Origin of the sequence: Amycolatopsis alba DSM 44262 (assembly GCF_000384215.1) — a bacterium.
GTDB classification, from domain to species: domain Bacteria; phylum Actinomycetota; class Actinomycetes; order Mycobacteriales; family Pseudonocardiaceae; genus Amycolatopsis; species Amycolatopsis alba.
The window spans coordinates 7,779,593-7,793,081 of record NZ_KB913032.1 but is presented as its reverse complement, the minus strand read 5'-3'; the positions used below and the strand labels follow the sequence as shown (position 1 = coordinate 7,793,081).

Annotated in this window: 11 protein-coding genes and 1 CRISPR repeat array; of the genes, 7 read left to right on the top strand and 4 right to left on the bottom strand. The window is 67.9% G+C overall.

Annotation, left to right across the window (positions count from 1 at the left end; genetic code table 11):
* Nucleotides 1-323: 323 nt before the first annotated feature.
* Genes cas5c through cas2 form a run of 6 tightly spaced genes read left to right on the top strand, consistent with a single transcriptional unit; the run spans nucleotide 324 to nucleotide 5,656 of the window.
* Complete coding sequence (gene cas5c, locus AMYAL_RS0136300) at nucleotides 324-986, top strand: type I-C CRISPR-associated protein Cas5c (protein ID WP_039794692.1); 663 nt, start codon at nucleotides 324-326, stop codon at nucleotides 984-986.
* A complete protein-coding gene (cas8c, locus tag AMYAL_RS0136295; protein WP_020636201.1) occupies nucleotides 987-2,771 on the top strand; it encodes a type I-C CRISPR-associated protein Cas8c/Csd1 in 1,785 nt (594 codons plus the stop codon).
* A 49-nt stretch (nucleotides 2,772-2,820) separates the two neighbouring features.
* Nucleotides 2,821-3,711, top strand: a complete 891-nt coding sequence (gene cas7c / locus AMYAL_RS0136290; protein ID WP_020636200.1) for a type I-C CRISPR-associated protein Cas7/Csd2 — start codon at nucleotides 2,821-2,823, stop codon at nucleotides 3,709-3,711.
* Nucleotides 3,712-3,716: 5 nt separating this feature from the next.
* Nucleotides 3,717-4,355, top strand: a complete 639-nt coding sequence (gene cas4, locus AMYAL_RS0136285; protein ID WP_020636199.1) for a CRISPR-associated protein Cas4 — start codon at nucleotides 3,717-3,719, stop codon at nucleotides 4,353-4,355.
* Nucleotides 4,348-5,364 (top strand): CRISPR-associated endonuclease Cas1, encoded by a 1,017-nt coding sequence (gene cas1 / locus AMYAL_RS0136280; protein ID WP_020636198.1) that lies wholly within the window; start codon nucleotides 4,348-4,350, stop codon nucleotides 5,362-5,364. Before cas4 ends, cas1 begins: the two co-directional genes overlap by 8 nt.
* A 1-nt stretch (nucleotide 5,365) precedes the next feature.
* Nucleotides 5,366-5,656, top strand: a complete 291-nt coding sequence (cas2, locus tag AMYAL_RS0136275) for a CRISPR-associated endonuclease Cas2 (protein WP_020636197.1) — start codon at nucleotides 5,366-5,368, stop codon at nucleotides 5,654-5,656.
* Between the two features lie 124 nt (nucleotides 5,657-5,780).
* Nucleotides 5,781-6,552: a CRISPR direct-repeat array (repeat unit 37 nt; unit sequence GTGGCATCGGCCCTCCGGGGCCGATGAGGATCGCAAC).
* A gap of 159 nt (nucleotides 6,553-6,711) precedes the next feature.
* Here cas2 and AMYAL_RS48040 read toward each other — a convergent pair.
* Nucleotides 6,712-7,761 carry a cutinase family protein gene (locus AMYAL_RS48040; RefSeq protein WP_020636196.1) on the bottom strand — a complete coding sequence of 350 codons (1,050 nt, stop codon included), beginning with the start codon at nucleotides 7,759-7,761 and terminating at the stop codon, nucleotides 6,712-6,714.
* A gap of 70 nt (nucleotides 7,762-7,831) precedes the next feature.
* The gene (locus tag AMYAL_RS0136265) at nucleotides 7,832-8,194 is read right to left on the bottom strand and encodes a hypothetical protein (RefSeq protein ID WP_020636195.1); all 363 of its coding nucleotides are present in this window, start codon (nucleotides 8,192-8,194) and stop codon (nucleotides 7,832-7,834) included.
* Between the two features lie 171 nt (nucleotides 8,195-8,365).
* On the opposite strand from AMYAL_RS0136265, the gene AMYAL_RS0136260 reads away from it, so the two are divergent.
* Nucleotides 8,366-9,565, top strand: a complete 1,200-nt coding sequence (locus tag AMYAL_RS0136260; protein ID WP_143267981.1) for a helix-turn-helix domain-containing protein — start codon at nucleotides 8,366-8,368, stop codon at nucleotides 9,563-9,565.
* Here the strand turns inward: AMYAL_RS0136260 and AMYAL_RS48790 are convergent.
* Together AMYAL_RS48790 and AMYAL_RS47005 are read right to left on the bottom strand one after the other, a co-directional pair.
* Nucleotides 9,507-11,777 carry an NACHT domain-containing protein gene (locus AMYAL_RS48790; RefSeq protein WP_084702237.1) on the bottom strand — a complete coding sequence of 757 codons (2,271 nt, stop codon included), beginning with the start codon at nucleotides 11,775-11,777 and terminating at the stop codon, nucleotides 9,507-9,509. The genes AMYAL_RS0136260 and AMYAL_RS48790 overlap by 59 nt on opposite strands.
* A gap of 528 nt (nucleotides 11,778-12,305) precedes the next feature.
* Nucleotides 12,306-13,472, bottom strand: coding sequence for a methyltransferase domain-containing protein (locus AMYAL_RS47005; RefSeq protein WP_020636190.1), 1,167 nt, complete (start codon nucleotides 13,470-13,472; stop codon nucleotides 12,306-12,308).
* Between the last annotated feature and the right edge of the window lie 17 nt (nucleotides 13,473-13,489).

Below are 13,489 nucleotides of genomic sequence, written 5' to 3'. Positions count from 1 at the left end.
GGGTCTGGCGGACGCCATCTCACCGCACGTGGAGGCAGGCTATTCGCCATGCGTGCGCGGTAGCGCGCCGGTGCATCAGCTCAGGGAACCTCGGGAACGAGGTCATTCGAATGGGTGAATCAGCTGGGGTGTCATAAAATCTGAATCAGTGGTGGATACCGGTCGGTCGCGACCTCGGCACCTGCGTATTTCGAATTTGATCGTAGATGATTTCGTGTTCTGGGTGGACTGTGCCCGGAGGCGTCGCGCCGGCTGCCCGACGGGAATTGTCGGGGCTTCCTGGTAAGTACTCGTCGGCACAGCAGAGCGACGAAAGGACCGTTGTGGGCGAGGGGTTACCGCTGTCACCGGAGGGCGCTGTTCCGGTGGGGGTGCAGGTGTGGGGCCCGGGCGCGTTGTTCACGCGACCGGAATTGAAAGTGGAGCGGGTGTCGTACCCGGTGATGACGCCGACGGCGGCGATCGGTGTCCTGGAATCGATTTTCTGGAAACCGGAGTTCAGCTGGGTGCCGGTCGCGATCGATGTGCTCGCGCCGATCGCGCAGTTCACGCAGCGCCGTAACGAGTCCACCGACATCGCGTCGGTGGACGCGGCGCTGGCGGGGCGTACGGTGGACACGGCCGAGCATCGGACACAGCGGAACGCGGTGTGCCTGAAAGACGTCTGCTACCGGATCCACGCCCATGTCGAACTGCGCGACCACGCGACCAAACCGGCTGCGGCGTACCGGGACCAGTTCCGGAAGCGGGTGAAGCGGGGGCAGTGCTTCCATCAGCCCTATCTGGGAACACGGGAGTTCAGCGCCTACTTCGGCACGGTGGACGACCGGGAACCGGTTCCGCTGACCATGGCTTTCGGGACGATGCTGCACAGCGTCCACCACGACCCGGCCGGTGTGCGGTTCTCCTGGTTCGACGCCTGGCTGCAGGCCGGGCGGATGATGATCCCGCGTACCGGCAAGACCGCGGCACTGGCGGAGGCGTGAATGCTGCTGCAGCGCCTGGTCGGCTACGCCGAGGACCATGTGACCACGCCGCCGTTCCACCGGGAACGGGAGTTCCTGTGGCGGCTGGACCTGTTCACCGACGGCCGCGAGACCCGGCTGACCGGGCTCCGTGAGCCGGACGGGAAACGACGCGGGCAGTACCGGGTCGCCCCGGCGGTGACGCGCACGGTCGGTGTGGCGCCGCAGCTCGGCGCCGACGACGTCCAGTACGTCTTCGGCTGGGGTGACGACACCACGAAACCGGTGCGTGTCGCCGAGTGCCACACACGGTTCGCCGATCTGATCCGGGCGTGGGCCGAGGACGACCCACACGACGCGGCCGCGTCGCGTGTGGTCCGGTTCTACGGGGATGAGGACCTGCCGGTGCGTCCGGAGGGCATGGGGGCGAAGGATGGTGTCCTGATCGCGGTGGACGACGAACTGGTTATCCGTCGGCCCTCGCTGATCAGATTCTGGACCGCGGAAGTCACCCGCCGGAAAGGCGGCAGCACGCCGAGGGCTGGGCTGTGCCTGGTGTGCGGGCAGGCAAGGCCGCTGGTGAAGTCGATGCCGGGCACGGTTCCCAAGCGCTTGGTCCCCGGCGCCGGTAACGACGCGGCGCTGGTGAGCGTGAACGCCTCGGTCTTCGGGTACGGCCTGACCGACGACCTGACCCACACGCCGATCTGTTTCACCTGCGGCAACGCCGTCGGCAGCGGCCTGACCCATTTGCTCGGGTCCCGGCACGCGATCAACCTGCCCGGACAGGACAGCCGCATGGTGTGGTGGGTCCTGGGTGCCGAGGAACCCGATGTGCTCAGCGGATTCGCCACCGGCCCCGACCCCGGCCAGGTCAACGCGCTGCTGACACGGCTCCGGTCCGGCGATCTCGCGCGCGCGGAGCAGCACGCGGAGAGGCTGGGCAGCGATGAGCGATTCTGCTCGCTGACCGTGGGCGGCAACGCCTCGCGGATCATGGTCCGCGACTGGATCGACATGCCCCTTCCGGCCTTGCTGCTGTCCTTGGCGCGCTGGTACCGCGACACGCTCATGGTCACGACCGGCCGCGGCGACGAGCCGGTCACGTTCGGGCTGTGGCAGCTCGTGCTGGCCACCGGCCGCTGGGAAGCACGATCCGGTGAGCCCGGCCGCTACACCGACATCGGCAGCACGAGCGGCCGCCGGCGCGAGCACGTGCAGCGTGACCTGCTCGCCCGCGCGTTACGCGGCCTGCCGCTGCCGCTGTCGGTCCTGCATCACGTCCTGCACCGTATCGCCTCCGACGGCCACATCGACGCCGCACGCGCGGCGCTGCTGCGACTGGCGTTGTGCGACCCCCGAGAGAAGGAGTCCCGCGTGTCCGCTGGCCTCGACGAGAACAACACCGACACCGCCTACCTGTACGGCCGCGTTTTCGCGCACCTGGAGAACATTCAGCGCAAAGCCCACGGAAACGACGTCAACGCGACCTTCGGCGACAAGTTCAGGGGCTCCGCTCAACGCAACCCCGTCCCGGCGGTGATGACCGGCACCAATTTGGCCACGGCCTGGCTCAGCAAGATCCGTCGCAGGCCGGAAACCCGGGCCGCGGCAACGGCCTTGAGCGCCACGCTTGACACGCTCATGGACAAGATCGATTCGGCGGAACCGCTCACCGGGTTCCTGCCACCGCAGCGCCAAGCGCAGTTCGTACTCGGTTACCACCAGCAGCGCGCCGACGACAGTCGCCAAGCCCGCGCCCACCGCGAGAAAACCGACGCCGAACAAGACGTAAGCGTGGACTGACCCCCCGTCCGCCGACTCCCGATTCGCCACCACAACGAAAGGCTTCCCAGTGAGCACCGCACCGCATCTCAACCCCGCTGTCCGCCATGACATGGTCCTGTTGTTCGATGTCGCCGACGGCAACCCCAACGGTGACCCGGACTTCGGCAACCGGCCACGCATGGACGAGGAGACCGGACACGGGCTGGTCACCGACGTCGCGATCAAACGGAAAATCCGCAACACACTGCCCCTGGCGGCGGACGGCGACCCCCGGTACGGGATCTTCGTCGAGGCCGGGCACGCGTTGAACACCCGGCTCGCGGAATCCCTGACAGCCGGCAACATCACTGACAAGAAGAAAAAGCCCACCACCGAGCAGAGGGACGCGGCGCGGTCCTGGCTGACCGAGCGGTACGCCGACATCCGCCTGTTCGGCGCGGTCCTGTCCACAGGGGACACGAAGTCCCTGGGCCAGATCTACGGCCCGCTTCAGGTCACCAACGCCCGCAGCTACCACCCGGTCGCGCCCCAGCAGCACACGATCACCAGGGTCACCCAGACCAAACAAGAGCACATCGACAAAGGCGAGAGCACCGAAATGGGTTCCAAGTGGACGGTCCCGTACGGGCTCTACAAAGCCGAGATCTACTACTCCGCCGCCCGCGGCAGGCAAACCGGGGTCGACAGCCGTGACCTGGAACTGCTCTACCGCACCCTGGAGATGATGTTCGACCACGACCGCTCCGCCGCACGGGGAACGATGACCACCCGCGGTCTGTACGTCTTCAGCCACGACAACGCGTTCGGCAACGCCCCAGCGCACAAACTCACCGAACGCGTCACCGTCGACCTCGACGACCACGTCACCGGCCCGCCGCGGTCCTACCGCGACTACGTGGTCAACGCCGCGGACGACACCCTGCCCGACGGCGTGACGCTCGCCAAGCTGCTGACCTGACCGTCATGGAGGACATATCACCTGCTGGGGATCTCTGGACCAGTGTCCCGATCTCTGCCATCGAGCACTACGCCTACTGTCCCCGGCAGGCTGCGCTGATCCACCTGGACCGCGACTTCGCCGACAACGTCGACACCCAGCGCGGCCAGCTGGCCCACGAAATCGTCGACGCCGGTGGTCCCGGCGTGTCACGTGCGGGCGTCCGCACGTGGACCGCGCTGCGGGTGGTTCACGACGAACTCGGAATGCACGGTGTCTGCGACGTCGTGGAATCTCCCGGAGGGGAGCCGGTGCCGGTCGAGCACAAATCCGGCTCGTACCGGCCGGGCGGTGCGGCCGATCTGCAAGTGGCGGCGCAAGTGCTGTGCCTGCGCCGCATGTTCGACGCCGCGGTACCCCGCGGCGTCATCTTCGGAGGACGGCGCCGCCGCCGGTACGACGTCACCGTCGACGAGGCCCTGGAAACCAGACTGCGGCATGTGCTCTGCGCCCTGCGCCGCTGCCTGGTCGTGGGCGCACTGCCCGCACCGGTCAACGACACGCGCTGCGATCGCTGTTCGCTGAAGGAGAGCTGCATGCCAACCGTCCGGGTCGACACCACATCGCTGTTCGCTTCCCGCGTACTGGGGGAGTGGGATGACTGAACTTCTCCGCACGCTTTTCGTGACGACCCCGGGCACGAGCCTGCACCTCGAGCGCGACACGGTGCGGATCTACCATCCTGATCGGCCCGGCCGGCACGTGCTGCCTCTCGTGCGGATAGAGCAACTCGTGGTGTGGAAGGGCGTCGAGGTCACCAATGATCTGCTGCTGCGATGCGCCTCGGACAATCGAGCGGTGACGTGGTTGTCACGCAACGGACGGTTCCTCGGGCGCGTCGGTGGAAACCAGGTGGGCAACCCGCTCCTGCGACTCGAGCAGGTCCGCGCGCACGATGACCCCCGCCGTCGGCTCGAGATCGCCAAGGCGGTCGTGGCGGGAAAGCTGCAGAACTGCTGGCAGCTATTGCTGCGCGTCGCACGCGATGCCGAGGACACCAGGCAGGACAAGATCCGGGCGGTCGCCGCCGCGCATGCCGAGGCGCTGGTGGCGGCGGCGAACGCTGCCACTCTGACCGAACTGCTCGGCGTCGAAGGCGCCGCCGCGCGGTCGTACTTCCAAGCCATGCCCCTGCTGGCGAAAGGGGTTCCGCCTGGCCGCACCCGGCGCCCGCCCGAAGACCAGTTCAATTGTGTGCTGTCCTTCGGCTACGGCATGCTTCGCGTGGCGGTGGTGGGTGCCCTCGAACAGGTCGGGCTGGACCCCTGCATCGGCTACCTGCACACAGTGCGGTCCGGGAAGCCTTCGCTCGCACTCGACGTGATGGAGGAGTTCCGTCCTCTGCTCGTCGACCGCTTCGTCCTGACGCTGTTCAACCGGAAGGAGATCACGCCCAAGCACACCATCCAGGACCCCGCGGGCGGGGTGACACTCACCGATGAGGGAAGAGCGTTCATCCTCGACCGGTGGTCGAGGGCACGCGAACGGAGCTGGCGGCACTCCGTGCTCCACCGCGACATACCTGCCGCTCTGCTCCCCAACGTGCAGGCTCGGCTGCTCGCACGGAACCTGAGAGCAGATCAGCCTGTATACCAACCGTGGATCGCGAGCTGACGTGGAACTGTTGATCACCTACGACGTCGAAACCACCACACCCGCTGGACGCAGGCGACTACGTCACGTCGCGCAAGCCTGCGAAACCTACGGAGTCCGGGTGCAGAAGTCGGTGTTCGAGATCGTGATGAGCGAGGCACAGCTGCTGCTCCTGCGCCACCGTCTCCTCGACATCATTCACCCCCGCTTCGACAGCATCCGTGTCTACCGCCTCCCCGCCGGATCCTTCGCCAACGCCGCCCATCTCGGACACTCGCCGCCGGCGGGTCACGACACCCCACTCATCTTCTGACACAAGGTGAGAGCAGGAAGCGTGGCCAGACACGCCAGCAGGTTCCGAAGCGAAACCCGGGCGTGTCGATAACAGCAAAGGCACCATGAACCACTGGAATGACAGAATTCCCAGCTTGAGCAGGGTGGCATCGGCCCTCCGGGGCCGATGAGGATCGCAACAGCATCTCGACGGTCTGCTTCAGCGTGGCGGACCGCGTGGCATCGGCCCTCCGGGGCCGATGAGGATCGCAACTCGAAGGTGTCGACGACGGTCACCGCACCGGCGCTGTGTGGCATCGGCCCTCCGGGGCCGATGAGGATCGCAACGCCCTGCTGCTGACCGGACTGCGCGAACTGGGACGCGTGGCATCGGCCCTCCGGGGCCGATGAGGATCGCAACCCAGAATGGGACCGTGGGCCGATTTCCTTACCTGCAGTGGCATCGGCCCTCCGGGGCCGATGAGGATCGCAACGCCACCGTGTCCGAACTCAACTCGCAGCGCAGGAAGTGGCATCGGCCCTCCGGGGCCGATGAGGATCGCAACCCGAGCGGGCATGGGATCGCGATGGACGCTCGGCAGGTGGCATCGGCCCTTCGGGGCCGATGAGGATCGCAACCGAGCCGAACGCTGAACAGTCCGCTTCGTCAGCTGGGGTGGCATCGGCCCTTCGGGGCCGATGAGGATCGCAACACCTGGAGCCGGTCCCAGTAGCGGCCCGAGGCGACCTGTGGCATCAGCCCTTCGGGGCCGATGAGGATCGCAACTTCCCGGTGGGCAGCGAGCGCACGTCCGAGACCAAGGTGGCATCGGCCCTTCGGGGCCGATGAGGGTCGCAACCACGGGATCCGCGGGTAGCCGCCGGCGGCGGACACGACGGTGGCATCGGCCCTTCGGGGCCGATGAGGATCGCAACCGGGAATGGAGGTGGTGCCCGCCCCGCGGCGGTTTCAAGTGGCATCGGCTCTCCGGGGTCGAGGTGGGGCCGGTGGGAGTCGCTTCCGGGTGGCCACGGCCGGACTACGGCCGTGGCCACCTCATTGCCTCATTACTCGGCGGCTACCGCATCGTGGTGCTAGTCGAGCGTGACGGCGAGGTAGTCGGTGAGCCAGCCGGTGAAGGTCTTGCTGCCGTCGAGTTTCTTGGTGGCGTAGCCGGTGTGGGCGGCTTGGCCGAGCAGTGCGGCGGTGAGTGGTGCGGCGTAGGGCGGGGCGGCGTTGCAGACCGGGTCGAAGTCGGTGCACAGCCCGATCACGACCTTGGTGGTGTCGCCGAAGCCGGCGCGGGCTCCGGCGGCGCCGATGCTGGGGAAGGAGGTGCCGAGGGTGTTGTCGCCGGGGTTGCGGGCCGGGTCGGCGAGCAGCGCGACCGCGCTGAGCCGCCGCGCGGGGATGGGGCTGGATTCCTTGCCGATGGTGGCGGCCAGGTCACCGGCGATGTGCGCGCCCTGGGAGTACCCGAGCAGCGCGAATGTGCTCGTCGGGCAGGCGGCGGCGTAGGTGTTGAGCGCGGACCACGCGGCGCGGTATCCGGCGTCCTTGCTGGCGAAGTAGCCGCCGTCGAGTTTGGCGGGGTAGTTGGCGTAGTGCACGCGCAGCTTCCTGCCGAGGCGTTCGGTGAGTGGGCGGGTGACGTGGGCGAGCAGGCCGCGGTGCTGGTCGCTGCGGGCGCTGGTGCTGGTTTCGGAGCTGCCGGGGACTACCAGCAGGATGGTGGGGGCGCAGGCCGCGCCGAACGGCCGCGGCTGGGTGGGCTGGGGTTGCGGGTTCTGCGGTCGGGCGGGCGGGGCGTCGCAGCGGGGGAGGGTCGGGACGAAGCCGTCGACGCCGGTGTAGGTGAAGTAGTCGGGCAGGTAGGTGTCGTCGGCGAGCCGGTTGTAGATCGCGTTGCCGTGCACCGGGTCGCCGGTGGTCTGGCAGGCGATGGTGACCGGGGTGCCGTCGGCGAGCGCGGTGCCGGCGCGGGCCGTGGGGTTCATGGTGGGTGTTGTGCGCGGGTAGATCCCGATGCCGGTGTTGAACACGTGGTAGCCGGTGGTGGCGTTCGCGGTGGAGCCTGGGATCACGGCCAGCGCCGTGACGGCGGCGGCCGCGAGCGCGGTGAGGAGCAAGGTCGCCCTGGTCATGGTTCTCCTTGGAAGGTGAAGGGCGTGGTGCCCGCCGCGCTTGTGCGGGCGGGCACCACGGCGGAGACGGCTAGTTGACGCAGCGCCAGGAGTAGGCGTCGCGCGGGTTCAGCGGCTTGGCGGTCGTACCCGGGTGCTGCTCGGCGCACGCGGCGTTGACGTTGATGCCGACCTTGTAGCCCCACGGCGCCCGGCAGACCCAGCTGTAGGCGTTGCCGCGGTCTTCCGGGACGGCCGACAGGCCCATGCCGGGGTTCTGCTTGGTGCAGGCACGCTGCATGTCGACGCCGTACACGCCGTTGGTGGTCGCGGCCGCGGGCGCGGCGGTGGCGACCGCGCCGCCGAGCATCAGTCCGAGCGCGCTGACCGCGACCGTCAGCGCGTGACGACGCGCGGTGCGGGGGCCGGTGTTCCTGCCTGGGATGGTGGACATGGATGATCCTCCGTCGTCGAAAGTGCTGTCACCGACGCTCTCGGACTCGATGGGAGAGGGCCGGGACACGCTGCCGGATGGCGGCGCCCTTTCGGTGTAGCGACAAAGGTTCCACGCTAAAAAGCCTGTTCAGAGAAGTTAAACAAACCACTAAACCCTGTGGGAGTGATAGTGGCTCGTCAAGCTGGACGTCCGCGTCGAGAACTTGGGGACACTCCGACCGACCTGTTCGCCCACCGGCTGCGTGTGCTCACCGAGCGCGCCGGGATGCGCGGGCAGGCCGACATCGCGCGGCGGGCCAACATCAGCGGCTCGACCGCTGCATCGGCCATCCGGGGAGAGCGGCTTCCCACGTGGGACACCACCAAGGCGATCGTCGAGGCCTGTGGTGAGTCGGTGCCGGAATGGCAGAACGACTGGGTGACCACCTGGGAGAAGGCCGAACGGGCTGGCCAGTCGCCCCCCAAATGCCCACTGGAACTGCTCGACGCGGCCCAGGATCCTCGACAAGCCCCGATCACCGCACCGGTGCCGCCCCGCGTGCTCACCCTCGAGGAGCCCGTTCCGGCGGACGAACCGCATGCTCCTGACGAACACGAGAAAGAATCAAGGACACGACAGCGGTCCCGGCTGAGACCCACGCTCCGGCGCATTGGCCAGATCGCGACCGCGATCGCGGTCGTAGTGACCGCCGGTGTGGCGATTCGTGTGATGGCCGAGCAGAGAACCCAGCCGCCGGCGCCGGACTGCGACGCCATCGGCGTGGCTTACACCGGTGTCGCGGCTCATCGGGTCCACCGGCAGGCCTGGCTCGACGCCTACGCCGCGCACGGTGGTCGCTCCACTCTGGGGTGCCCGGACCCGCGGCCGGAACAAGGCCTGGTGCACGACTGGGGCCCAGGACTGAGCCAGGACCTGGAACTCAACGGCACTCCGGCCCGGCTGATGTCCATCGACCCGGACACCGTGATCGTGGTGTCCGGCGACTTCTACCGTGGCTACACCGAGCCGCACTGGAATCTCGCCGCCAGAAGGCTCGGCTACCCGCAAGCCCCTCCCTTCCCGTGCGGGGACGCCCGCGTGGTGCTGCTGACCCGCGGCGAGTACGAGCCCGGCGCGCTGGTCACCACCCCGAACGGCCGCTACGTGTGGTTCCCGCGCGCCGCCTGGCGCGTCTACCTCCAGCGCGGGGGACCGGCTGGGCCGCTGGGCAGGCCTCTCAATGACCTCGGCGCCGACATCGACGGCGAGATCGGGTTCGAGCACGGTGGCACGATCGTGGTGGAAGCCGGTACAGCGCGATTCGTGCCCGTCACCGGCGCCTCATCCGTTCCCGCGCAGCACACCGACACCGATCTTCGATGCCACTAGGGCTGGCCGCTGGCGGAATCTTCGGCACCACAGCCTTACTGCTCGAGGGCAGGGGGACGCCTCCCGCCACCGTCGCGGCCGAGCCCTCACCACACTGCGGGACCGCTAAGACGGCGGCGATCCCGTCTACGCCTGCTCGCCGAAACCGCTCGCCTGCCCACCAGCGCCCGGCCAGCTCCTGCCAACGCCACCAGTGGCTCTTGAGCTCATGCCGTGTCGGTGGCGCCTGGTTTGACCGTCGTGAGCCGGGCTTGGACTTCACGGTGACGGAACTGCGTTGCTGTCCCTGCAAGGCGCAGGAGACCGGCGTCATAGGCCCAATCGAGGAAGAGCTCCGGTTTCCGCGCTTGTGCACCATTTCACGGAGGGCGAGCTTGCGACGGAGTCGAGGAACTGGACCGCCACCGAAGTATGTTGCGAGCCCCGCCGCGAGACCTACGACCACGCTGTCGCCGGTCGCCATGAAGAATTTGCCGAGTGTTAGAATTGCCAGTCCTATGACAAGAGTGCTGAACAGCTCGTAGCTGCGAATCTTGCGCTCCGGATCGCTCGGCCGCTTCGCGGCTTGAAGGCGCGAGGTAGTACCGATCACTCCCGTGACACCACCTATCAAGAAGCCGCCTACCGCGCCTATCACCAAGCCGCCGAAAACTATATCGGGAGGAACGCCAGTTCCTTCCAGGAGACTGGCAGCCGCACCTAGCAGGATTCCGACTACGCAGCCAAGTGGAATCAACTTGAAGGCGGTGCGCAGAATCTTTCGGAGTCCCGCTCCTGAAAGGAACATTCGAGGATCGATCTGCACGACTGTGCGAGTCCAGGTAATTGCCGTGAAACGAAAACTCATAAGGCCAAGCGGAAGCAGTGTGGCGCCGATAAGGAACCATCGCCCTGGATGGTCGCGAAAGCTGGTTCTTTCACCGAAGAACCACGCGTGAAGGAACACCAAGATTACGATGAGAATCGTAAGCGCAGAGTAGAGCGCCGCTGCCAGCAGGCGGACACGTCGGCCTTGGCTGCCTTGCGTCCCGGTCGTGCGCCAGAGTTCGTAGAGGTGGATATCGACACCGGAATAGCCGTAGGCGCGCATCCAGGCGAGATGATTCGCGAAGGTGCTGAGCCAGCGGTTGACCTCGTCGGCTTGGTAACGGTGACGGTCTGGGCCGGGGCGGTGTTCGGTGGCGGCGGGGATGAGCCTGGCGTAGAGGAACTGCTTGAGTTGCGGTTCATGGAGTGCGCAGAGTGCCTTTGGTTCCGACGTGCCGCCGGGATCCTGGAAGACGCTCACCGCCAGATAAAGATGAAGAGGTGAAGACAAGAACCTGGCGAGCCTGCCCGCGGGGTTCGTCCTGATGCGCGTGAGGACTGGCCGCCAGCGGGCTTGGACCCGGTCCGGTTGCTTCGGATCGGGGAAGCGGTGTGTGAGCCAGCCGATGATCTGCTCGACCTCGAGTGCCCCCATCGTCACGACGGGAGCATCCTGCAGCCGGGTGCTCGCGGGTAGATTCCGGTAGCTTTCTTCCCGGCAGGCGACCACTACCGGCCATCCGCGCGGTCCTCCTGCGGTGTTGAGCGCCGTGATGACCTCAACGGCTCGGCGCGGGTCAGCTGTGTCGCCGTCCATCTCGTCCAAGCCGTCGAGAAGCGGAAGGATCCATCCACCGCGGACCAGGGCCTCGGCAACGGAACGCGGCACGCCGTGGACGCTCGTGAGCTGGTCGGCGATCCAGGCGTCCAGCCGTTCGCGGACGTCGCGGGTCTGCTGAGGAGAATCGGAAAACGACGGCAGGCTCAGCCGGACGGGAACCTTGAACTGCTCGCCGTGCGCCTTGTGTGCGAGGTCCAGCAGGAGGCGGATCATGAGGACGGTCTTGCCCGAGCCTGGTTCGCCGAGCACGACCAGCCTGCCCAGCTCCAGACTCTCGTAGAACTCCGCGACGGTGTTGAGGGATCCACTGTCGGGACCACCATAAGCACGCCATGTTCCGGCGGCGATGTCGGGCGGCGTGCGGGTGAAGCCGATGTCGGCCGGTTCGGGGCGGCCGGTGTCTCCGAGCAGTTGCTGCAATGCCCTGGTCTCGGCCGTGATGATCTGGTCGAGCAGCGCCGAGGCGCGGGCTCGCAGCCTGACCGGATCGTCGGCCTCAGGGCCTGATCGGAGACCGTAGAACGCGGCCACGCTGCCGAGAACCGCGACCGGCAACGCCAGCACGTTGGCGATCCCCGCGCCGTCGTTGCCCTTTCCGAGCAGCCAGGACGTGAGCTAGAACAACCCGGCCGCCCCGGACGCGACGGCGACGGCGAACCAGAGCCTGCGAGGGAACCGCGAACGCATTCGACCATCTTGCCCACATCGAGTCCGTTCTGGTGGAGGCGCGCGCCGGGTCTCGGGACCTGCGCCTCATCAACGGCCGGGTGCCTGGCTATCGGTACACGATTGTCGGGTGGGAGGTGCGTGAGCGGAGGTCAGCAGGTTCAGCACTCCAGGATCCACACTGACGTCTCCATGCCGATTGCTCGCCGGGGCAGAGGATGGATCCCGGTTGAGAAACACAAGGCGTCTTCTGCGGGAACAGTTGCGGGGCGGGCCCCAGGATGGGCCTCGGCAACCTGCCGCCGGGCACCTTGGAGGGCCTGGCCGACGACGAGCGCGCCGTGCTGGGGCGCGCGACGTCCGTCACCGAGGCGGCCCGCCACGGTCAGGACTGACCACGACCTCTCGTGGTGACCGGCTCCGGTGCTAGGCCGCGGTGGGAGCGTCCGCTGGCCATGTGCGCACCACGTTGCCGGGCTCGTCCAGCCAGATTTCCTGGCCTGTAGTGGAAATCGTCAGCCCGAAGCGCGTGTGTTCCGGCTCGCCGTGGTTGCGCCACCAGGCATGCGCGGTTTCGGCCTCGGTCCACAGTTGCCGTGGGCCGAGCTGCCGTATCCGGTATTTCCCCGTCGCGGCGGCGTCGGTGGTGACGTGGACGGTGGCCACCGAATCGCTGGGCACGTGATAGAGCAGCAGCTCGTCGGTGCCTTCGCCGTCGATGTCGTGGGCCATGGATTGCTGCACGTCGGCGAGCTGCACACCGACGGCGAACGCCGCCGGGCCGACGCGGACCGAGTCGGGGCTGAGACTGGTGGTTTCGGTGGCCACGTCGGCGGAGTCGATCAGATCGGACAGGCGGCTGGCGTGGCCGAACGGGCTGCGCTGGGCCCGCAGCCGCATGAACGAGGCGGAATCGACCACCCGGCCCTGCGCCCGGCCTCGGCCGTCGGCGGTGAGGTGGACCTGGACGCCGTTGTGGAACGCGGTGCCCCACGGGGACAGGATCGTGCCGTGCTCGGCGGCCTGGGCGACCCAGGCGTGGGGGATGTGCCCGGCGGTGACCGCGCAGGTGGCGATGATCCTGTCGAACGGTGCCCGCTCCTGGTGCCCGGCCGCGCCGTCTCCGGTGATGACCGTGGGCCTGTAGCCGGCGGCGTGCAGGCTCGCTCGCGCACCGTCGGCCAGCACCGGGTCGACTTCGATGCTGGTCACGTTCTCCTCGTCGGCCAGCGCGCACAGCAACGCGGTGTTGTAGCCGGTTCCGGTGCCGATCTCCAGCACGCGATGCCCCGGCCGGACGTCGAGCCGGTCGAGCATGCCCCGCACCAGCGACGGTTCGGACGCCGAACTGGTGGCGTTCATGCTCGTCGCGGGCCATACGGTGGCGCCGTCGTCGAGCTGGGTGACGATCGGGGCGTCCTGCTCCACCGCGGCCCACCACCGCGCGGGCTCGGTCGCGCGGTTGATCGGCTGCGGGCGGCCGTTCTCGTCGTCGGCCCAGATCCGGGCGGGGATGAACGCGGCCCGGTCCACCCGCTCGAACGCCGCGTCACTTCCCACTGCGGTGCCGTCCTTGAGGATCGTCGTCGCCACCGCCGCCCTGGGTGCCT

Coding starts and splice junctions, on each gene's coding strand:
- cas4 (WP_020636199.1), top strand. CDS start 3,717: ATGGAGGACATATCACCTGCTGGGGATCTCTGGACCAGTGTCCCGATC.
- cas1 (WP_020636198.1), top strand. CDS start 4,348: ATGACTGAACTTCTCCGCACGCTTTTCGTGACGACCCCGGGCACGAGC.
- AMYAL_RS48040 (WP_020636196.1), bottom strand. CDS start 7,761: ATGACCAGGGCGACCTTGCTCCTCACCGCGCTCGCGGCCGCCGCCGTC.
- AMYAL_RS0136265 (WP_020636195.1), bottom strand. CDS start 8,194: ATGTCCACCATCCCAGGCAGGAACACCGGCCCCCGCACCGCGCGTCGT.
- cas8c (WP_020636201.1), top strand. CDS start 987: ATGCTGCTGCAGCGCCTGGTCGGCTACGCCGAGGACCATGTGACCACG.